The sequence below is a fragment of the Curtobacterium citreum genome (genome assembly GCF_006715175.1).
GTDB lineage: Bacteria > Actinomycetota > Actinomycetes > Actinomycetales > Microbacteriaceae > Curtobacterium > Curtobacterium citreum.
Genome location: NZ_VFMQ01000001.1, coordinates 205316 through 225066, shown reverse-complemented (window position 1 = coordinate 225066; position 19751 = coordinate 205316). Strand labels below are relative to the sequence as shown.

Sequence of the window (19751 nt, the reverse complement as noted above, 5' to 3'; positions counted from 1 at the left end):
GCTCCGCCTGGTCGAGCTGGTCCGGTCCCGGTCGGGAACCCGGTAGCGATCGTGTTGGCACGCGCCAACCGCATCGTGCGGGGTGACGACTACCGGACCGTCGTGCGTCGTGGTCGCAGGAGCGCCACGGCGCACGTCGTCGTATCCGTTGTCCGACGGTCCGACGGAGCCCCGACCCGCTTCGGCTTCATCGTGGCGAAGACCGTGGGCAACGCGGTCACGCGCAACACGGTGCGCCGACGGCTCAAGGCGATCGCGCACGACCTGCTCGCCGGGACCCCGACGGACTGCGACGTGGTGATCAGGGCCTTGCCAGCCGCAGCGCAGGCGGCATGGCCTACCCTGCTCGGAGACGTTTCGCGCTCGTTCGCGCGCGGACTCGAGAAGGCAGCATGAACCGCACCCTGTGGACCCGCTTGGCCTGGGCCGTCGCGTTGCTCCCGCGCAACGCGTGCGTCGTCGTGCTCCGTGTCTACCGCGCGGTGATCTCCCCGCTGTACGGGAACGTCTGCCGCTACCACCCGTCGTGCTCGCGCTACGCGCTCGAGGCCATCCAGCAGTACGGCGTCGTCCGCGGTTCTGCGATGGGCGCCTGGCGGATCGCCCGCTGCAACCCCTGGGCTGCCGGCGGCATCGACGACGTGCGCGAGCGCCGTCGTCCTTACCTCGTCAACCGGTTCGGGTTCGTGCTCGCGCCGACCCCGCAGCAGTCGCAGTCCCCCCGAGCCGGCGTGCTCCCGGACCTGCTCCCCCAGCGCACTCGAAAGGCGTGACCGTCCTCATGGACTTCATCGGAACGATCCTCTGGCCCCTCAAGTGGGTGGTGTCGGCGATCCTCGTGGCCTTCCACTGGATCTTCGAGAACCTCGGGATGGACCCGTCCGCGGGCCTCACGTGGGTGCTGTCGATCATCTTCCTGACCTTCGTGGTCCGTGCCGCGCTGATCCCGATCTTCGTGCGGCAGATCAAGTCGCAGCGCCGCATGCTCGAGGTCGCGCCGCAGCTCAAGAAGATCCAGGACAAGTACAAGGGCAAGAAGGACCAGTTCTCGCGCGAGGCCATGAGCCGCGAGACCATGGCGCTCTACAAGGAGACCGGGACGAACCCGCTGAGCTCCTGCCTGCCGCTGCTCATCCAGATGCCGATCTTCTTCTCGCTGTACTCGGTGCTGCACGAGGCGCAGATCAACAAGACGGGCATCGGCCTGCTCACGAACACCCTGGCGCAGGACTTCGGCAACGCCGCCCTGTTCGGCGCTCCTCTGCACGAGACCTTCACGAACGCCTCCGGGTGGGAGGTCCGGGTCATCGCGGGCTTCATGATCGTCGTGATGACGGTCTCGCAGTTCATCACGCAGCTGCAGCTCGTCGCCAAGAACATGTCGCCGGAGACCAAGGCGTCGCCGATGTACCGCCAGCAGAAGATGATGCTGTACATCCTCCCGCTCATCTTCGTGATCTCTGGTCTGAGCTTCCCCCTCGGCGTCATGTTCTACTGGCTCGCGTCGAACATCTGGACGATGGCGCAGCAGTACTTCGTCATCCGCAGCATGCCCACGCCGGGCTCCGAGGCCGCGCTCGCGCGTGAGGCCCGCCTGGCGAAGAAGGCCCAGCGCCGTGGCACCCCGGTCCTCGCCGAGGCTGGTGCGGGTGCGTCGGCCATCGAGGTCGAGCCGGTCCGTGTGACCACCCAGCGTCAGCAGCCGGTCGGCAAGAACCGCTCCAAGAAGAACGGGAAGAAGTAAGTGACCGAGCAGGACATCGCCCCCGTCGAGCAGGACACCGCCGACGCTCCCTCCGTCGAGCAGGACGGCGTCGACGACGACGCGCGTGACGAGGCGGACATCGCTGCGGACTACATCGAGGAACTCCTCGACATCTGTGACCTCGACGGCGACATCGAGATCGAGGAGCGCGCCGGGCGCGTGTATCTGTCAGTGAGCGACGAGGGCGGGGCGCTGCGCGTGCTCTCGAAGCCGGACACGGTGTCGGCGCTGCAGGAGCTCACGCGCATCGCCGTGCAGGCCGAGACGGGCGAGTTCAGCCGCCTGATCCTCGACGTCGGTGGCTCGCGCGATGCACGGGCGACCGAGCTCCAGCGCCTGGTCGACACCGCCGTCGAGCGGATCGAGGCCGGCGCCCCGACGGCGGCGCTCCCCCCGATGTCGTCGTACGAGCGCAAGCTGGTGCACGACCTGGTCGCCGAGAAGGGCTTCCACTCGGAGTCCGAGGGTGAGGGTCGGGACCGCCACACGGTCGTCACCCGATGACGGACGCCACCGAGGCGCCGGAGCTCGAGCAGGAGCCCGCCGCTGCGGCAACGCTGTTCGGCGAGCGGCTCGAGCTGGCCCGGTCGTTCACGGGAGAGCTCGCTCGTCGAGGCGAGGAGCTCGGGCTGATCGGTCCGCTCGAGCAGTCGCGGCTCTGGACGCGACACATCCTCAACTCTGCGCTGCTGGCACCCCTCCTGGAGGATCGTGGCCGGGTCGCCGACGTCGGTTCGGGTGCCGGGCTCCCCGGCCTGGTCCTCGCGATCGCGCGTCCCGACGTGACGCTCACGCTCATCGAACCCATGGAGCGCCGGTGTGAGTGGTTGACGAGTGAGGCCGCGCGACTCGGACTCGACAACGTCACGGTGGTCCGCGGACGAGCAGAGGACGTCGCGGACGATATCGTCGTCGATCAGGTCACCGCCCGTGCCGTGAGCGCACTGTCGAAGCTCATCCCGCTCACTGTCCCGCTCGTCCGCTCCGGCGGTCAGCTCATCCTGATGAAGGGGGCGCGGGTCGGCGAGGAGATCGAGAAGGCGCGGAAGGTGATCCTCCGAAAGCGTCTGGAGAACGTCGAGGTCCTCGAGCTCGGAGTCGGTGTGGTCGAGGAGACCACGCGCGTCTTCCGGGCTACAGTTGACTGACGCTGTCGCTCGGACCGGTGCTACCGGATCTTGCGGGCTCGACGTTCCACGTGAAACACTGCACCGGGGAAGAGGTCTTCGTTGAGTTCATCTACCGACTACGACGCGTCGACTCCCCTTGCGCGGGAAATCGCTGATCTCAACCGGCGCCGTCGTGCGATCGCGACGCAGCAGTTCCCGCTGCCGGCAAAGACCCGGATCTTCACGGTGTCGAACCAGAAGGGCGGCGTCGGCAAGACGACGACGACGGTCAACCTGGCGGCGGCTCTGGCGCACGGTGGAGCTCGCGTCCTGGTGATCGACCTGGACCCGCAGGGCAATGCCTCGACCGCGCTCGGCGTGGATCACCAGGCCGAGGTCGCGAGCATCTACGACGTCATCGTCGACGAGGCGCCGATCGCGGACACCGTGCAGCGCTCCCCCGAGTCGGAGACGCTGTGGTGTGTACCGGCGACGATCCACCTCGCCGGCGCCGAGATCGAGCTCGTCTCCCTCGTCGCGCGTGAGCAGCGGCTCCGCACCGCGCTGGACCAGTACTTGTCGTCGCTGGACGAGCCGTACCACTACGTCTTCATCGACTGCCCGCCGTCGCTGGGGCTCCTGACGATCAACGCCTTCGTGGCAGCGCAGGAAGTGCTCATCCCGATCCAGACCGAGTACTACGCCCTCGAGGGGTTGAGCCAGCTCCTGCGGAACATCGAGCTGATCGAGCGGCACCTCAACCCGAACCTGCGCGTCTCGACGATCCTGCTCACGATGTACGACGGCCGGACGAACCTGTCCAACCAGGTGGCCGCCGATGTTCGCGAGCACTTCGGGGACCAGGTCCTGCAGGCGATGATCCCCCGTTCTGTGCGGGTGAGCGAGGCGCCGAGCTACGGGCAGAGCGTCGTCTCGTACGACGTCAACTCATCCGGGTCGCTCTCCTACCTGGAGGCAGCCGCCGAGATCGCAGCACGAGGAGCGCAGGACTGATGGCACCCAAGCGAACCGGCCTCGGCCGCGGGATCGGCGCCCTGATCCCCACGGCCAATGAGCAGCAGGACCGTCCCGTCGACGTGTTCTTCCCGACCGGCGGATCGCCGGCGTCGGCTCCGTCGCCGTCCGGGCAGACCGCCGAGGATCTGGTGGCCGTGCCCGGCGCGCGGCTGGCGAACCTCAACCCGCTCGATGTCGTGCCGAACGCGCAGCAGCCGCGCAAGGAGTTCCGCGAAGAGGAGCTCCAGGAGCTCGTGCACTCGATCCGGGAGATCGGCGTCCTGCAGCCCATCGTGGTGCGTCCCATCCCCGGTGCAACGGGCACGGACCCGCAGTACGAGCTCATCATGGGCGAGCGCCGACTGCGTGCCACGAAGGAGCTCGGGCTCTCGACGATCCCCGCGATCGTCAAGGACACCCCCGATGACGCGATGCTCCGCGACGCGTTGCTCGAGAACCTGCACCGCGCTCAGCTCAACCCGCTCGAGGAGGCCTCGGCGTACCAGCAGCTGCTCGCAGACTTCGGGATCACGCAGGAGCAGCTCGCGCAGCGCATCGGGCGGTCGCGTCCGCAGATCACGAACACGATCCGGTTGCTGCGTCTGCCCTCTCCGGTGCAGCGCCGCGTTGCCGCAGGAGTGCTCTCGGCGGGACACGCGCGGGCGATCCTCGCAGCGCCGGACGCCGAGGCGATGGAGTACCTCGCCGAGAAGATCGTGAACGAGGACCTGTCCGTGCGTGCTGCCGAGGCGATCGCCCAGCAGCTTGCGACGAAGGCGCCGGCGAAGGTCAAGCCGGAGCCCTCGAAGCGACAGGCGCACTTCAACGATCTCGCGGAGCGGCTTGGCGATCGCTTGAACACGCGGGTCAAGATCGCCGTCGGTGCGCGGAAGAGCTCAGTGACCATCGACTTCGCCAACGGAGACGACCTGAACCGGATCCTGGGCGAGCTCGGGGTCCAGGACATCGCAGGCTGACCTTCTGGCTGTCCCCCGAGCCTCTGACGGGCCGCTGGCGACCGTTCTGGCCGTGCGGGTATCTCCAGAGCAGCGCGACGCTCGATGGCGCGCAGGAGGCCGGCAGGCTTGTATCCGCCATGAGGCGCGCTCGGCGGCGACGCGTGTTCCACGTGGAACATGGTCTTCGAGTGGAATCGCTGCTGCTGCACGTGCATCGGGGGTGCGAACCGGGAGCGAACCGGCTGCAGCGAGCGAAAGTTGGTACCGGTCAAGGCCCCGGTGCTGTAGGTCGACTGCCTCGCGGTGGGAGAACCTCGACCGTTGGCGAACGCAGGCGTCGGAGCCACGGTCCCCGGCCCGCCTTCGCCGAGGAGAGGCGCGCAGCCTCATTTGTGTGAGCCAACAGCCGCTGGCTCGGTGATGGACGTTCCACGTGGAACATCGCGAGTCCTGATCGCCGAGGATCTCATCAGTGACGGTGCGGCCGCAGCGCGCGAAGCTTGTGCAGGCCGACCGCGGCGAACAGCGGCTTGGCCAGCACCATCTCCCCCGCGCGGTAGTTCGCGGATCCGATCAGACGCTCGACGACATCGGGGTCCTGGCGCGCGAAGTACAGCCGCGCCTTCACGACGTGCAGATCGTTCGAACAGAGGGCGACGAGTTCATCCCAGCGGAGGAGCGGCCGGACATTGGCGATGTTCTCCCACGTCGAGCGGCTGTGTCCCTCGAGGACGGTCTGGCCGTGCCACCCAGCGTGCCGGAGCGCGGCGGCGAGGTGCTGCGCCTCCGGCACGGGGCCCATCACGGGGCCACCGCGCCAGATGATCCGAACCGACCGCGCACCGCGGCGGACGAGTAAGCGTGCGGTCCGGACGGCGATCCGGGCACGCCACCGGTTCACAAGGTTCGGCTGCGAGGCCCGGTTGCTGAACCCCAGGACCACTATGGCGACGTCGCGCCCCCTGCATGAAAGACCTGCGCGGTGCCGTCGGCTTGCGGCACTCGCACCGAAGTGGACCGCCTCACCCCAAGCCAGACATGCGACCAGCACCACGACCGCGGAACCGAGGACAGGCAACACCATCGATGTTCCACGTGGAACACGCACGAGGACTCAGGCGCGGTGGTCGCGGATGGCCTGCTCGGCCAGCTCGGCGTAGGTCCAACCGAGGTCGAACCCGGACGCGCTCAGCGCCTGCGGGACGAGGGAGGTCTCGGTGAGGCCGGGGAGGACGTTCGCCTCGAGGAACCATGGCGTCCCGGCGGCGTCGATGATGAGGTCGACGCGAGAGAGGTGCCGCAGGCCGAGTGCGACGTGTGCTGCGATGGCCGCCTCCGCGGCGGCCGCGGCGAAGGCGTCAGAGAGTCTGGCGGGGGTGTAGAACGTCGTCTCACCGGCGTTGTAACGGGCCTCGAAGCCGTACGGCCCGTTGCGCGGGACGATCTCGACCGCCGACAGCGCGACGGGCCCGTCCCCGGTGTCGATGATCCCGACGGCGACCTCGGTCCCCCGGATCAGCTGCTCGACCACGACGTCGTCGCAGTACGTGTAGGCCGTGACCATTGCGCGCGGCAGGTCGGCGACGTCCTCGACGAGGGTGACGCCCTGCACGCTGCCGCCGCGTGCCGGCTTCACGGCGAGCGGGACGGGGTGCTCCCCTGCGATGGCTTCGAGGAGCCCGACGGCGCCGAGCTCGCGGAAGACGTCGTGGGACAGGGTCACCGACCGCGGTGTGTGCACGCCAGCTCGGGCGACCAGCGCGGACGAGGTGGGCTTGTCCCACGCCAGGCGGGCCGAGGTAGCGCGTGAGCCCACGAACGGGATGTCCAGGGCCTCCAGCACGCCTCGGAGCGCGCCGTCCTCTCCGGACGCACCGTGCAGAGCCGGCCACACGACGTCCGGTCGCCCCTCTCGCAGGGCGGGCAGGAGCGAGCCGTCGGCGTCGCGGAGGTCGACCTGCCAGCCGTAGCCGGTCAGCGAGTCCGCGACCCGACGACCGGACCGCAGGGAGACGTCCCGCTCGTGCGAGATCCCTCCGGCGACGACGACGACGTGACGACGGGTGAGGTCGGCCATGCGAGGGATCCCTTTGCTGTGATTGTGCGGAAAGCGCTGGTCAGGACACGTTCGGCGGCGGCGCGACGACCGAGTTCGACTCGCGGACGGTCGTGATCGGACGGGTCGCGGAGCCGAACGTCTCGAGCAGCTCGAGCTCGTCGTTGATCACCGTGGCGAGACGCTTGACCCCGACGCGGATCTGCTCGGGCGTCGGGTAGCAGAACGACAACCGGATGTTGCCACCACCGCGGCCGTCGGCGTAGAACGCTGTTCCCGGGGTGTAGGCCACGAGCTCCTTCACGGCGCGCGGGAGCATCCCCTTCGAGTCGAGGTGCTCGGGCAGGGTCAGCCAGACGAAGAAGCCGCCGTTCGGGCGGGTCCAGGAGAGGTCGGGCAGGAACTCCCCCAGCGCGGACATCATCGCGTCGCGGCGCTCGGCGTAGAGGCCTCGGAAGGTGTCGACCTGGCCCTTCCAGTCCGCGGCGTCGAGGTAGGCGTTCACGACGTACTGGCCGAACGAGTTCGGCGCGAGCACGGCGGACTCGTTCGCGAGGACGAGCTTCTCGCGGATGGCATGCGGTGCGAGGGCCCAGCCGACGCGGAAGCCCGGCGCGAGGGTCTTCGAGAAGGAGCCGAGGTACACCACGCCCTCTTCATCGATCGAGCGGATGGCCTGCGGCGCGGGCTCGTCGAACCAGAGCAGCCCGTACGGGTTGTCCTCGAGCACCAGGATGCCGTTCGACCGGCAGATGTCGAGCACCTCGATCCGGCGCTCGCGGCTCATTGTGACACCGGCGGGGTTGTGGAAGTTCGGGATCGTGTAGAGGAACTTGATGCGCTTCCCCTGCGCCCGCAGGTTCGCGATGGCCTCGCGCAGGGCCCCGGGCACCAGGCCGTGTTCGTCGGTCGCCACGTGGACGGTCTGGGCCTGGTACGACCGGAAGACGCCGATCGCGCCGACGTAGGACGGGGACTCGGCCAGCACGACGTCGCCCGGATCGATGAACAGCCGCGTGACGAGGTCGAGCGCGTGCTGCGACCCCGTGGTGACGACGACGTCCTCGGCGCTCGCACGGATGCCCTCGAGGCTCATCACGTCGACGATGTGCTCGCGCAGGGAGCGGAGGCCCTGGCCGCCGCCGTACTGCAGCGCCATCGCGGCGTCCTCGGCCATCACGCGGTCCAGGGAGCCCGTGACGAGCTCGCGCGGGAGCGCCGAGACGTACGGCATGCCGCCGGCGAGCGAGACCACCTCGGGCCGCGACGCGACGGCGAACAGGGCTCGGACCTCGGAGGCGCTCAGCCCGGCGGTGCGCTGGGCGTAGGAGTCGTACCAGGGGTCGAGGCTGTTGCCGTTCGTCATCGTGTGCTCCGTTCAGTGGGACATTCCCGCCACACTACGACATCCGTTGCCGGATCCCCGGTGGGAGGTGGGGGCCGATCCTGAAGCTGTGGCCCGCGAACGCGCAGCGCGCACCCCGGAACGCCGCCGCGGCGCTCCTCGCGGAACGACGACGGCCCCGCCCTCCGCGTGGAGGACGGGGCCGTTCGACGGTGCGGTCGGACCTACGCCAGGAACTCGGCGAGGTCGGCCTCGAGCGCCGGCTTCGGCTTGGCGCCGATGACGGTCTTGACGACCTCGCCGCCCTTGAACACCTTCATCGCCGGGATCGACGTGATCTGGTAGTTCATGGCCGACTGCGGGTTGTCGTCGACGTTGAGCTTGACGATCTCGATCTTGTCGGCGTGCTCCGCGGCGATCTGGTCGAGGATCGGCGAGACCGCGCGACACGGGCCGCACCACTCCGCCCAGAAGTCGACCAGGATGGTCTTGTCGGACTTGAGGACCTCGTCCGAGAAGGTGGCGTCGGTGACGGCCTTGGCGTTCGACATGTGTGCTCCTTCGAGAGTTCTGTGGTTACAACGGGATGGCCGCTGCAGTATTCCGTGCGTCAGGCCCGCGCTGCCTCGACGTCGACCATCGCGGGCTCGGAGGGCGTGCGGCCCTCGGCCTGATCGGTCAGTGCGTCGTCGAGCTCCGCGAGGTACTTCTCGGCGTCGAGCGCCGCGACCGTGCCCGAACCTGCGGCCGTGATCGCCTGGCGGTACGTCGGGTCGATGACGTCACCCGCGGCGAAGACACCCGGCAGGTTCGTCTTGGACGAACGACCCTGGACGGCGATGGTGCCCTCCGGCGCGAGGTCGATCTGCCCGTGGATCAGGTGGGTGCGCGGGTCGTTGCCGATCGCGATGAAGAGCCCGTCGAGCGCGAGCTCGGACTCCTCGCCCGTCACGGTGTCCGTGAGCGTGACGCCGGTGACGGCCGTGTCGCCCTGGATGCCCGTGACCTCCTTGTTCCACGCGAACTCGATCTTCGGGTCGTTCATCGCGCGGTCCTGCATGATCTTGGACGCACGCAGCGAGTCCTTGCGGTGGATGACCGTCACCTTGTCGGCGAAGCGGGTGAGGAACGTGGCCTCTTCCATCGCGGAGTCACCGCCGCCGACGACGGCGATGTTCTTCTGGCGGAAGAAGAAGCCGTCGCACGTCGCGCACCAGCTGACGCCGTGACCGGACAGGCGCTCCTCGTCGGCGAGCCCGAGGTGGCGGTAGGCCGACCCCGTGGCGTAGATGACCGCGAGGGCCTCGAACGTCTCGCCGGAGCCGACGGTGACCTTCTTGACCTCGCCGGTCAGGTCGACGGACACCGCGTCGTCGTACAGGACCTCGGCACCGAACTTCTCGGCCTGCTCCTGCATCTTGATCATGAGGTCGGGGCCCTGGATGCCCTCCGGGAAACCAGGGAAGTTCTCGACCTCGGTGGTCTTGGTGAGCTCGCCACCGGTCTCGACGCTCGAGGCGACGATGAGCGGCTTGAGCTCGGCGCGCGCGGCGTAGATGCCGGCGGTGAACCCGGCAGGACCGGAACCGATGATGATGAGCTGGCGCATGCCTGGTGCCCTTCCGTTGCGTACTGACCGGGTCAACACATGCTACCGGCGTGGCATTCCACGGCAGCCGGGTGCGCCGACCGGACGGGCGTCAGCGACCGAGCTTGGATCGGAGGATGCCCACGGCGTTCTGGATCTCGCCGTTCTTCGCGACCACCAGGGCGCCGAAGTACACGACCGCCATGACGGCGCCGGTGAGGACGATCGTGACGAGGGCGCCGGTGGCGTCCGACATCGCGAAGCCGTCGGCGGAGAACGCCCCGAAGAAGTTCACGACCAGCAGTCCGGCCACGCCGGCGATGAGCGCCGCGATGACGAACTGCACGTGCGAACGGGTGACGACCGGTCCTTCGATGCCGCCGAGCCGCTTCCGGACGAGCACCAGGGCGACGATCGTCTGGGCCGTGCCGGCGAGGGTCGTGCAGGCCGCGATCGAGACGCCGATGACGTCGCCGGGCAGGGTGGCCACGGCGAGGGCACCGATGACGAACAGCACGGACTGGATGCACTGCATGAGGAACGGCGTGCGGTGGTCGTGCATCGCCCAAAAGACCCGCTGGATGATGAAGAGCATGCTGAACAGCACGAGACCCGGCATGTAGGCGAGCAGCACGGAGCCGATCACGAGCGCCCCGTCGTACGTGTTGTCGAACATGCGGCCGAACGGCACGGCGACGACGATGAGCGCGACCGAGGCGAACACCGTGAAGAGCCCGACGATCCGCAGCGACAGCGACAGGTTCCGGCGGACCGCGTCGAGGTCGCCCCGACCCGCGTCGTGGCTCATCCGCGTGAAGTACGCCGTCGCGATCGACACGGCGATGATCGAGTGCGGGAGCATGAAGAGCAGCCACGCGTTCTGCAGTACCGCGTTGCCCGCGGAGCCGGTGCCGAGCGAGGCAACGCGGGACTGCACGATGCCGGCGAGCTGGGTCACGAGGATCATGGCGAAGAGCCAGCCCGCGGCCGTCCCCGTCGACTTGAGCCCCACCCCGCGCCACCGGAAGTCCGGGCGGAAGGTCAGGCCGGCACGGCGCCAGAAGAAGGGCAGGAACGCCGCCTGCGCGAAGACTCCGAGGGACGCGCTGCCTGCGAGCACCGCGATCTTCGCCGGGGTCCACGCGTCGGTGGCGGCGTTGACGTCCTGGCCGCCGAACATCGCGATGAAGACGAACAGGCCGGCGATCGCGATGACGTTGTTGATCAGTGGTGCCCAGGTGAAGGGCCCGAACACCTGCTTGGCGTTGAGGACCTCGCCGAGGAGCGAGTACAGCGCATAGAAGAGGATCTGCGGCAGGCACCAGAAGGCGAAGGCCACCGCGAGGTCGGTCTGCGCGGCCGTGAAGCCCTTGCCCTCGTCCGAGGACTGCTGGCTGTAGACCCAGACGAGCAGCGGCGCGAGCAGGGTCGCGAGCACGGTGATCACGACGAAGACCGTGGTGCCGAGCGTCACGATCTTGTTCACGTAGGCGGTGCCGCCGTCCGAGCTCTGCTGCATCGAGCGGACGATCTGCGGGATGAGCACGGCGGACAGCAGACCACCCGCGATGAGCGCGTAGATGTTGTTCGGCAGCTGGTTCGCCAGGGCGAACGCGTCGGCTCCCGGCGAGTTGGCCTGGCCGATCGCGAACGCGAGCACGAAGGTCTTCGCGAAGCCGAGGACCCGGGACAGCATCGTGCCCGCCGCGAGCATCGCGCTCGCCCGGCCGAGACTGCGCTCGGCGCCGGGCTCCGCGTCGACGACGGGCTGCTGCTGGGTGCTGATGGTCGGCTCCTCGGGTTCGGTGGGCGCGGCGGATCGGTGCGACGCGTCGGCCTGGAGGCGCGGGTCGACCCCGGTGGGTGCCTCCGGCTCCGGCAGGGGGTCGCGCAGCGACGTGGTGGACCCGACCACGGCGGGGGCCGCGGCCGCCTGCGCGGCGGCTGACGTGCCTCCAGGCCGGCCCGGCGCACCGGGCGCTGCCGGCTGGACCGCGAGCGGGCGGTTCGGGTCGTCCTCCTCGTCGTCGACCTCGCCGTTCCGGCGACGGATCCGCTTGCGGATGCTGCGGAAGATGCCGAAGCCGAAGATGCCGACGAGACCGACGGCGGCGACGGCCGTGATGACCGTCTCCCACTGCGCCTGGACGTTGAGCTCGACCGTGGACGGCTCGGAGATCGTCACGCCCGTGGGGCTCTGCAGCGACATGGTCAGCGAGACCTTGCCGTTCGCCACGGACTGCACGGGGACGGTGGTCCGGGTCGAGGACTGCGCCTGGACCTTGACCTCGATGTCGTTCTTCACGACGCGGAGCGCCGAGCTCGACGGCTGGACGCTCAGCCGCACGGTCACCGGGTAGTCGGATCGGTTGCGCACCGAGATCGGGAGCGAGGAGCGGTCGCCGAGGAGCGTCAGCGAGCTGGAGTTCGGGATGCTGACGGCCGAGGTCTGCTTCGTCCAGCGGCTCAGCTGCCGGTCGATCGCGACGGTGAGGTCCCCGGTGTCACCGCGCCACGCGTTCGAGGACAGCGCGAGCAGCGACAGGCGCGCGGGGGCTGTGATGTCCGCGGGTGCGTCGAGTGCTGTGGAGAACGACGACACCTCGCGCTCACCGTCCACGAGTCGGCGCAGCTGGTCGACGCGGTCGTCGCCGGCGGACGAGGACGCCAGGGTCAGCGACCCGGCGGAGGCCGCGGCAGCGCTGGAGAGGTCGGACGGCGACACCCACGCGGTGCTCTCGAGGGCGTCGAGCGCGCGGGAGAGCCGGTCGGAGTCGGTCGGCCACTCGCGACCGAGCGTCAGGAGGACCGGACTCGTCGCGGTGCCGGACCGGGCGGCGGTCGCCAGGGTGGCGGTCAGCTCGGCCATGTCGGTCGACCAGGTCTGCTCGTCCTTCGCCGTCGCGGCGTCGCGCAGCAGGGCGGACGCGCCCTGGTCGGCGACGAGCACGTGCTGGTCGCCGATCCGCTCGGAGGCGGCGATGGTGGTGTCCGCGCCGGCTGAGGTGTTGCCGCTCGACACGATCGTCATCTCGGTGCCCGAGGCCGCGAGGGCCGCGAGATCGTCCTGGGCGACGGTGCCCTCGACCGGCCAGGACATGCCGGACATCGACCACGGGAAGTCGAGGAGCGACCGGGTCGTGGGGAGCGTCGGCGTACCGGCGGCGCCGTCGGTGGCCGTACCGGTCGGCTCGGTGCCCGGGGTCACGGTGTCCGTCGGTGTCGGGGTCGGGGTGTTCGGCGAGGTGGCACCGGGCGTGGTGTCGAGCGTGGCACCGTCGGTGGCCGTGGGGGTCGGGCTCGCGGTGACGGCGCCGGGGAAGTTCTCATCCTCGACCTCTTGGTCGAGGGAGACCACACCCGGGGTCCCGTCGGCGCCCGCCTGGCGCAGGCCGCTGACGTCGGCGTCCGCGTAGGCGAGGGCGAACTTCTCGTTGCGCAGGGACTCGAGGCGCTGGAGCCAGGTCGCGGCCGACGTCGGCGCGTTCTCGCCGAGGAGCCGGATCGACGCGATGATCCGCGGGTCGACCGCGAGGGTGACGTTGTGGTCCTGGGCGGCGTCGAGCTGCTGGGTGAGCGTGCCGTCGACGGCGGTCGCGGCGGCCAGTTCGCTCGCGGTGAGGACCCCGTCGGTCGTCCGCGGGACCGTGACGGGCAGCGCGACGGAGACACCGACCGGCGTCTGCTCGAAGTCCGGGTACCAGGTGATCGCGGAGCGGGCGACGGCCGAGGTGCTGCCCGCGGTGTAGTCCGCGGCGATGCGTCGGGCGCCGAACGAGGTGTACCCGCCGAGGCCGACGTTGCCGGGGACGATCGTCACCGTCTGCGTCACGGATCGGTGCGCCGGGACGGCCGGGACGTCCACCGAGTCCATCGGGGCGCCGAGGTAACCGGTCGTGGTGGTGTCGGCGAGCCAGTCGGACAGGACGTCCCGCGTGCTCACCGACCGGAAGATGTCGAGCTCGGCGGTGCCCGCGGGGACCTCGGTGTCGGTGTCGTTCGTGACGGTCACCGTGAGCTGCAGGTCCTGGTCGCGCTGGACGATCCCGCGGTTCGCGGGCGAGACGCTGACGGTGGTCTTCCCGGCGTCGGCGGCGGCCGGGTGGGCCGTCCGGGTCGTGACGGGCTGGGCGGTGGCCGCCCCTGCACCGTCGGTCGCGAGAGGCGTGACGACGAGGCCGACGGCGACGAGGGCCGTCGCGGCGGCGGCGAGCGTGGAGCGGAGGATGTGCATACAGGAGGACCAGGGGGTCGGTTCCGGCCGAGCACGAGTGTACGAGGGCTGAGCCATGACGATCCCGTGCGCACCGGGGTTGTGCAGAACTCGCGAGCACGCATCTGGGAGGATGAGGACCGTCATGCACTCCGTCGCCCAGGCCGTCGAACGTCTCGACGCACTCGCCGCCACCGAGCCCGTCGCCGTCCTCGCGCACGCCTTCGCCGAGGCCGGGCACGAACTCGCGCTGGTCGGGGGGCCCGTCCGGGACGCGTTCCTGGGGCGTCCGGTGACCGACCTCGACTTCACCACCGATGCCACCCCGGACGAGACGCTCCGCATCGTGGAGCCGATCGCGAGCGCCACGTGGGACGTCGGACGCCAGTTCGGCACGATCGCCGCCCGGATCCGGGGCGAACAGGTCGAGATCACGACCTACCGCAGCGACGTCTACGACGGCGAGACCCGCAAGCCCGAGGTGGCGTTCGGCGACACCATCGAGGACGACCTGCTCCGCCGCGACTTCACCGTCAACGCGATGGCGCTCCGACTCCCCCAGCGCGAGCTCGTCGACGTGCACGGCGGGGTCGAGGACCTGCTCGCCGAGCGGCTGCACACCCCGCAGACGGCGGAGGTGTCGTTCCGTGACGACCCGCTGCGGATGATGCGGGCGGCACGGTTCACGGCGCAGCTCGGCTTCACCGTGTCGGACGAGGTCCGGCAGGCGATGACCGACCTGGCCGACTCGATCGAGATCGTCTCCGCCGAACGCGTGCGGGACGAGCTCGTGAAGCTCCTGGACACCGCCGACCCGGTTCCGGGCATCCGGCTGCTCGTCGACACCGGGCTGGCCGAGCGGTTCCTGCCCGAGCTGCCGGCGATGCGCCTGGAGATCGACGAGCACCACCACCACAAGGACGTCTACGAGCACTCGTTGACGGTCCTGACCCAGGCGATCGGGTACGAGGCCGAGCGGCACGCCGGTGAGGCCCCGGACACCGTGCTCCGGCTCGCGGCGCTCCTGCACGACATCGGCAAGCCCGCGACCCGGAAGCTCGAACCCGGCGGCGCCGTGAGCTTCCACCACCACGACCTGGTCGGCTCGAAGCTCGTGAAGAAGCGGCTCCGGGCGCTGCGCTTCGACAACGACACCATCGCTGCCGTCGCGCGCCTGGTCGAGCTGCACCTGCGGTTCTTCGGCTACACCGAGGGTGCGTGGACCGACTCGGCCGTGCGGCGGTACGTCCGCGACGCCGGTCCGCTCCTGGAACGGCTGCACGAACTCACCCGCTCGGACGTCACCACCCGGAACCGGCGGAAGGCCGACCGGCTCGGGTTCGCGTACGACGACCTCGAGCAGCGCATCGCGGCGCTGGCCGAACAAGAGGAGCTCGACTCCATCCGTCCGGACCTGACGGGCGACGACATCATGCGGATCCTCGACATCCGACCCGGGCGTGCGGTGGGCGAGGCCTACCGGTACCTGCTCGAGCTCCGGATGGACGAGGGGCCCCTCGGCTCGGACGAGGCGGAGGCGCGCCTGCGCGCCTGGTGGGCCGACCGCGACGCGACCGCCTGACGGGGGCGAGCAGTTCTGCACAGCCGGTGGCGCGCCTCCAGGCCGTGGGCTAGGCTTGTGGGGTTGTCCGTGCGCTCCTGCGTGTCCGGACACATGCATCAACCCTCCTGCTCCGGGAACCGCCCGGAGCCGCCGAGACCAAAGGAGGTGGGTTCCGCATGCACCAGTACGAACTGATGGCGATCCTCGACCCCGAGATCGACGAGCGCACCGTCGCTCCCAGCCTGGACAAGTTCCTCGCGGTCATCCGCAACGACGGTGGCTCCGTCGACAACGTGGACGTCTGGGGCCGTCGTCGCCTGGCCTACGAGATCGCGAAGAAGTCCGAGGGCATCTACGCCGTCGTCGACTTCACCTCGACCCCCGAGGCCGCCAAGGAGCTCGACCGTCAGCTCGGCCTCTCCGAGGCCGTGCTCCGCACGAAGGTCCTCCGCGCCGAAGAGGCGATCGCCCAGGTCGCCGCGCAGAAGCAGCGCGACGAGGCCCGCGCGGCCCGCAAGGCCGCCAACGCGACCGCGAGCGCCGAGTAAGTCATGGCCGGCGAAACCGTCATCACGGTGGTGGGCAACCTCACCGCGGATCCCGAGCTGCGCTACACGCAGAACGGGCTCGCGGTGGCGAACTTCACCATCGCATCCACCCCTCGCACGTTCGACCGTCAGGCGAACGAGTGGAAGGACGGCGACGCGCTGTTCCTCCGTGCGAGCGTGTGGCGCGAGTTCGCCGAGCACGTGGCGGGCTCGCTGACGAAGGGCATGCGCGTCATGGCGCAGGGCCGTCTCCGTCAGCGCTCCTACCAGGACCGTGAGGGCCAGCAGCGCACGAGCATCGAGCTCGAGGTCGACGAGATCGGCCCGTCGCTCCGCTACGCGACCGCACAGGTCACCCGCGCTGCGGGTGGTTCCGGCGGCGGTCGTGGCCAGGTCGGGGGCGGAAACGCCGGCGGCCAGGGCGGCAACGGCGGCGGCTGGAACGGCAACAACAACGGCGGCGGTCAGTCGGACGCACCGTGGTCGCCCCAGGGCGGTCAGCAGGGTGGCAACGCACAGTCGAACGACGTGTGGAGCACCCCCGGTGGCTCGTACGACGACGAGACCCCGTTCTGATCCTCAGCGGTCTGACGGACACACAACTTCTTCTTCTCTAAGGAATCACAATGGCTGGAAAGAGCACCGGCGACCGCCGGAAGCCTCGCGGCAAGGGTGGCAAGAACGCCGCTCCCGCGAAGTCGATCAAGGTCGGCGTCATCGACTACAAGGACGTCGCGACCCTGCGCAAGTTCATCTCGGAGCGTGGCAAGATCCGCGCCCGTCGCATCACCGGCGTCTCCGTCCAGGAGCAGCGCCTCATCGCCCGTGCCGTGAAGAACGCCCGTGAGATGGCGCTCCTCCCCTACGCCGGCTCCGGCCGCTGATCGGAGGACTTCACATGTCGAAGCTCATCCTCACCCACGAGGTCTCCGGCCTCGGTTCCGCCGGTGACGTCGTCGACGTCAAGAACGGCTACGCCCGCAACTACCTCATCCCCCAGGGCTTCGCCGTCGCGTGGTCCAAGGGCGGCCAGAAGCAGGTCGAGTCGATCCGTGCCGCGCGTGCCGCTCGCGAGCTCGCCACCATCGAAGAGGCCCAGGACCTCAAGATGAAGCTCGAGAACGCGACCATCAAGCTGACCGTCAAGGCCGGAAAGGACGGTCGTCTGTTCGGCTCCGTGCGTCCCGCGGACGTCGCTGACGCCGTGCAGGCGCAGGGCGTCGGTTCGCTGGACAAGCGCAAGGTCGAGGTCCCCGCGACCATCAAGACCGTCGGTGACCACGAGGCCACCGTGCGTCTGCGCGAGGACATCACCGCGGTGATCTCCCTGCAGGTCGTCGCCGCCAAGTAAGGCACGCACCAACCGTCGAAGGGCGGGTCCCCGTGAGGGGGCCCGCCCTTCGTCGTGTCTGCTCCGGGTCGCGTCGGTCGTCGGTTCGGCTGGCTGGCTTCCGGGTTCCGGGGTCCCGCTTCCGGCGTTCCGGCCTGGAGGCGCGCGGTGCGTCCGTCCCGTGGCTCGCGCTGGGCTGACGGGTTACCGTTCAGGCGCTGCTGCGGATGCTGGGAGCAGCCCGAGAACGCTGCCCACAGGTGGCCCGTTGTCAAGTCGTTCTGCACACCCGAAGCGGGGTGCAGAGCAACCTTCAACGTGTACTTGAACCCCACTTGTCCACACACGGTGTGGAACAGGAAATCCCAGGTCAAGCCGTCGAACATGCGTTCGGGTGCGCACTTATCCCCACGTCTGTCCACAGTTGTCCACACGAACTTCCGGCGTGTTCGCCACCGTTTCCACAGAGTTGTCCACAGGGCTGTTTGCTGGGGATAACTCTGTCCCCGTAGCTTGGCCCAGCGACTCGGCGATCCCGGGGGATGTCGGTCGCTCGGGGTAGGAAACCAGTGGGGCGGGCACCGTCCCGAACCGTCGCAGACCAACAGGGAGTCCGTGTGTCGATCGCGCACCTCGATCCGTCCCCGCAGGACATGGCCGACCGTGGGATCGAGCGGACGCCGCCGCACGACCTGCTCGCCGAGCAGTCGACGATCGGCGGCATGCTGCTGTCGAAGGACGCCGTCGCCGACGTCATCGAGACCGCTCGCGGGGTCGACTTCTACATCCCGAAGCACGAGGTCATCTTCGACGCGATCCTGTCGCTGTACTCGCACGGCGAGCCGACCGACGTCATCGCCGTCACCGACGAGCTGACGAAGACCGGTCTGCTGTCCCGAGCCGGCGGCGCCGAGTACCTGCACAGCGTCACGAGCATGGTGCCGACCGCGGCGAACGCCGGGTACTACGCCGCGATCGTCGCCGAGAAGGCCGTCCTGCGCCGCCTGGTCGACGCCGGGACCCGGATCGTGCAGATGGGCTACGCGTCCGAGGGTGAGGTCACCGACCTCGTCAACAGCGCGCAGGCCGAGGTCTACAACGTCGCCGGCGGCGTGCAGACCGAGGACTACGTCCCGCTCACCGACGCCATCGGCGCGGCGATCGACGAGATCGAGGCCGCGAAGGGCCGCGACGGGCAGATGACCGGCGTCCCGACGGGGTTCAGCGGGCTCGACGCCCTGACGAACGGCTTCCACCCCGGGCAGCTCATCATCGTCGCCGCGCGACCCGCACTCGGCAAGTCGACGCTCGCGCTCGACCTGTGCCGTGCGGCCGCGCTCAAGCACGACCAGACGGCCGCGTTCTTCTCGCTCGAGATGGGTCGCGCCGAGATCGCGATGCGTCTGCTCTCCGCCGAGTCGAGCGTGCCGCTGCAGAACATGCGCAAGGGCACCGTGGACTCCCGCGACTGGACGACCATCGCGCAGACCCGCGGGCGGATCAACGACGCCCCGTTCTTCATCGACGACTCCCCCAACATGACCCTCGTCGAGATCCGGGCGAAGTGCCGCCGGCTCAAGCAGCAGCACAACCTGAAGCTCGTCGTCATCGACTACCTGCAGCTGATGACCTCGGGCAAGAAGGTCGAGAGCCGCCAGCAGGAGGTCTCGGAGTTCTCGCGTGCGCTGAAGCTCATGGCGAAGGAGCTCGGCGTGCCCGTGATCGCACTGTCGCAGCTGAACCGTGGTCCCGAGCAGCGTGCGGACAAGAAGCCGATGATCTCGGACCTGCGTGAGTCCGGGTCGATCGAGCAGGACGCCGACATGGTCATCCTGCTGCACCGCGAGTCGGCGTACGAGAAGGACAACCCGCGCCAGGGTGAGGCGGACCTCATCGTGGCGAAGCACCGCAACGGGCCGACGGACACGATCACGGTGGCGTTCCACGGGATGTTCTCTCGGTTCGTGGACATGCCGCAGTGAGTGTTGTTGTCGTTGCCGGCACTCACGGGCGGTGTCGGAATCTCAGCATGGATGTCGGTCGGTGACGAGATTTAGGTGGCGCTCGCTATGCCGCTGTAGGTTCAGCGGGGAAGCTGGCGTTTTCCGCGGCAAGATGTCACCAACAGGGCACTTGTGCCAAGTCCCACGGGAGCGGCTCGACGCGTCACAAGCTCGCGTTCCCGGATCTGCGAGCGGAGGCGAGGCATCAGGATGACGTCGCCAGCAGAGGGCCTAGGGTTCGGTTCGGACCTGCA

General features: G+C 69.2%; 19 protein-coding genes. 13 read left to right on the top strand and 6 right to left on the bottom strand.

Going from position 1 to position 19751, the window contains the following annotated elements; genetic code table 11:
- Window positions 1–51 precede the first annotated feature (51 nt).
- From rnpA to FB462_RS01095, 7 genes are all read left to right on the top strand, one after another.
- Window positions 52–396 (top strand): ribonuclease P protein component, encoded by a 345-nt coding sequence (gene rnpA, locus FB462_RS01125; RefSeq protein ID WP_114851296.1) that lies wholly within the window; start codon window positions 52–54, stop codon window positions 394–396.
- Complete coding sequence (gene yidD, locus FB462_RS01120) at window positions 393–773, top strand: membrane protein insertion efficiency factor YidD (protein ID WP_180225907.1); 381 nt, start codon at window positions 393–395, stop codon at window positions 771–773. Before rnpA ends, yidD begins: the two co-directional genes overlap by 4 nt.
- 8 nt (window positions 774–781) lie before the next feature.
- Window positions 782–1744, top strand: coding sequence for a membrane protein insertase YidC (gene yidC / locus FB462_RS01115; RefSeq protein ID WP_114851326.1), 963 nt, complete (start codon window positions 782–784; stop codon window positions 1742–1744).
- Entirely contained in the window at window positions 1745–2269 is a 525-nt protein-coding gene (locus tag FB462_RS01110; RefSeq protein WP_229666924.1) for a Jag family protein, read from the top strand.
- Window positions 2266–2913: a 16S rRNA (guanine(527)-N(7))-methyltransferase RsmG gene (gene rsmG, locus FB462_RS01105; RefSeq protein WP_141859629.1), complete on the top strand. Its 648-nt coding sequence runs from the start codon at window positions 2266–2268 to the stop codon at window positions 2911–2913. Before FB462_RS01110 ends, rsmG begins: the two co-directional genes overlap by 4 nt.
- An 81-nt stretch (window positions 2914–2994) precedes the next feature.
- Window positions 2995–3888 carry a ParA family protein gene (locus tag FB462_RS01100; RefSeq protein WP_114851298.1) on the top strand — a complete coding sequence of 298 codons (894 nt, stop codon included), beginning with the start codon at window positions 2995–2997 and terminating at the stop codon, window positions 3886–3888.
- Window positions 3888–4868: a ParB/RepB/Spo0J family partition protein gene (locus FB462_RS01095; protein WP_114851299.1), complete on the top strand. Its 981-nt coding sequence runs from the start codon at window positions 3888–3890 to the stop codon at window positions 4866–4868. The genes FB462_RS01100 and FB462_RS01095 overlap by 1 nt, the downstream gene beginning before the upstream one ends.
- A gap of 451 nt (window positions 4869–5319) precedes the next feature.
- Here the strand turns inward: FB462_RS01095 and FB462_RS01090 are convergent, their stop codons facing one another.
- From FB462_RS01090 to FB462_RS17590, 6 genes are all read right to left on the bottom strand, one after another.
- Window positions 5320–5934 carry a YdcF family protein gene (locus tag FB462_RS01090; RefSeq protein ID WP_141859628.1) on the bottom strand — a complete coding sequence of 205 codons (615 nt, stop codon included), beginning with the start codon at window positions 5932–5934 and terminating at the stop codon, window positions 5320–5322.
- Between the two features lie 30 nt (window positions 5935–5964).
- The gene (locus FB462_RS01085; RefSeq protein ID WP_141859625.1) at window positions 5965–6927 is read right to left on the bottom strand and encodes a D-alanine--D-alanine ligase family protein; all 963 of its coding nucleotides are present in this window, start codon (window positions 6925–6927) and stop codon (window positions 5965–5967) included.
- 40 nt (window positions 6928–6967) lie between these two features.
- Window positions 6968–8272 carry an aminotransferase-like domain-containing protein gene (locus FB462_RS01080; RefSeq protein ID WP_141859623.1) on the bottom strand — a complete coding sequence of 435 codons (1305 nt, stop codon included), beginning with the start codon at window positions 8270–8272 and terminating at the stop codon, window positions 6968–6970.
- A gap of 203 nt (window positions 8273–8475) precedes the next feature.
- Complete coding sequence (trxA, locus tag FB462_RS01075; RefSeq protein WP_022832611.1) at window positions 8476–8802, bottom strand: thioredoxin; 327 nt, start codon at window positions 8800–8802, stop codon at window positions 8476–8478.
- Between the two features lie 59 nt (window positions 8803–8861).
- Window positions 8862–9860 carry a thioredoxin-disulfide reductase gene (gene trxB, locus FB462_RS01070; protein ID WP_114851303.1) on the bottom strand — a complete coding sequence of 333 codons (999 nt, stop codon included), beginning with the start codon at window positions 9858–9860 and terminating at the stop codon, window positions 8862–8864.
- A gap of 91 nt (window positions 9861–9951) precedes the next feature.
- On the bottom strand, window positions 9952–14073 hold the full coding sequence (locus FB462_RS17590; protein WP_229666923.1) for a DUF6049 family protein: 4122 nt from the start codon (window positions 14071–14073) through the stop codon (window positions 9952–9954).
- Between the two features lie 124 nt (window positions 14074–14197).
- Between FB462_RS17590 and FB462_RS01060 the strand changes: the two genes are divergently transcribed.
- From FB462_RS01060 to dnaB, 6 genes are all read left to right on the top strand, one after another.
- A complete protein-coding gene (locus FB462_RS01060) occupies window positions 14198–15634 on the top strand; it encodes a CCA tRNA nucleotidyltransferase (RefSeq protein WP_141859621.1) in 1437 nt (478 codons plus the stop codon).
- Window positions 15635–15792: 158 nt separating this feature from the next.
- Window positions 15793–16164, top strand: coding sequence for a 30S ribosomal protein S6 (gene rpsF / locus FB462_RS01055; RefSeq protein WP_114851305.1), 372 nt, complete (start codon window positions 15793–15795; stop codon window positions 16162–16164).
- A 3-nt stretch (window positions 16165–16167) separates the two neighbouring features.
- Complete coding sequence (locus FB462_RS01050) at window positions 16168–16740, top strand: single-stranded DNA-binding protein (RefSeq protein ID WP_058741023.1); 573 nt, start codon at window positions 16168–16170, stop codon at window positions 16738–16740.
- Window positions 16741–16790: 50 nt separating this feature from the next.
- Entirely contained in the window at window positions 16791–17048 is a 258-nt protein-coding gene (rpsR, locus tag FB462_RS01045; RefSeq protein WP_017887834.1) for a 30S ribosomal protein S18, read from the top strand.
- A gap of 14 nt (window positions 17049–17062) precedes the next feature.
- Window positions 17063–17515, top strand: coding sequence for a 50S ribosomal protein L9 (gene rplI, locus FB462_RS01040; protein WP_141859619.1), 453 nt, complete (start codon window positions 17063–17065; stop codon window positions 17513–17515).
- A gap of 596 nt (window positions 17516–18111) precedes the next feature.
- The gene (gene dnaB / locus FB462_RS01035; RefSeq protein ID WP_058741022.1) at window positions 18112–19476 is read left to right on the top strand and encodes a replicative DNA helicase; all 1365 of its coding nucleotides are present in this window, start codon (window positions 18112–18114) and stop codon (window positions 19474–19476) included.
- The last annotated feature ends 275 nt before the right edge of the window (window positions 19477–19751 follow it).

Excerpts from the sequence above, each read along its gene's own strand:
- yidD (WP_180225907.1), top strand. The coding sequence starts at position 393 with ATGAACCGCACCCTGTGGACCCGCTTGGCCTGGGCCGTCGCGTTGCTC.
- yidC (WP_114851326.1), top strand. The coding sequence starts at position 782 with ATGGACTTCATCGGAACGATCCTCTGGCCCCTCAAGTGGGTGGTGTCG.
- rsmG (WP_141859629.1), top strand. The coding sequence starts at position 2,266 with ATGACGGACGCCACCGAGGCGCCGGAGCTCGAGCAGGAGCCCGCCGCT.
- FB462_RS01095 (WP_114851299.1), top strand. The coding sequence starts at position 3,888 with ATGGCACCCAAGCGAACCGGCCTCGGCCGCGGGATCGGCGCCCTGATC.
- FB462_RS01090 (WP_141859628.1), bottom strand. The coding sequence starts at position 5,934 with ATGGTGTTGCCTGTCCTCGGTTCCGCGGTCGTGGTGCTGGTCGCATGT.
- FB462_RS01085 (WP_141859625.1), bottom strand. The coding sequence starts at position 6,927 with ATGGCCGACCTCACCCGTCGTCACGTCGTCGTCGTCGCCGGAGGGATC.
- FB462_RS01080 (WP_141859623.1), bottom strand. The coding sequence starts at position 8,272 with ATGACGAACGGCAACAGCCTCGACCCCTGGTACGACTCCTACGCCCAG.
- trxA (WP_022832611.1), bottom strand. The coding sequence starts at position 8,802 with ATGTCGAACGCCAAGGCCGTCACCGACGCCACCTTCTCGGACGAGGTC.
- trxB (WP_114851303.1), bottom strand. The coding sequence starts at position 9,860 with ATGCGCCAGCTCATCATCATCGGTTCCGGTCCTGCCGGGTTCACCGCC.
- FB462_RS17590 (WP_229666923.1), bottom strand. The coding sequence starts at position 14,073 with ATGCACATCCTCCGCTCCACGCTCGCCGCCGCCGCGACGGCCCTCGTC.
- FB462_RS01060 (WP_141859621.1), top strand. The coding sequence starts at position 14,198 with ATGCACTCCGTCGCCCAGGCCGTCGAACGTCTCGACGCACTCGCCGCC.
- rpsF (WP_114851305.1), top strand. The coding sequence starts at position 15,793 with ATGCACCAGTACGAACTGATGGCGATCCTCGACCCCGAGATCGACGAG.
- FB462_RS01050 (WP_058741023.1), top strand. The coding sequence starts at position 16,168 with ATGGCCGGCGAAACCGTCATCACGGTGGTGGGCAACCTCACCGCGGAT.
- rpsR (WP_017887834.1), top strand. The coding sequence starts at position 16,791 with ATGGCTGGAAAGAGCACCGGCGACCGCCGGAAGCCTCGCGGCAAGGGT.
- rplI (WP_141859619.1), top strand. The coding sequence starts at position 17,063 with ATGTCGAAGCTCATCCTCACCCACGAGGTCTCCGGCCTCGGTTCCGCC.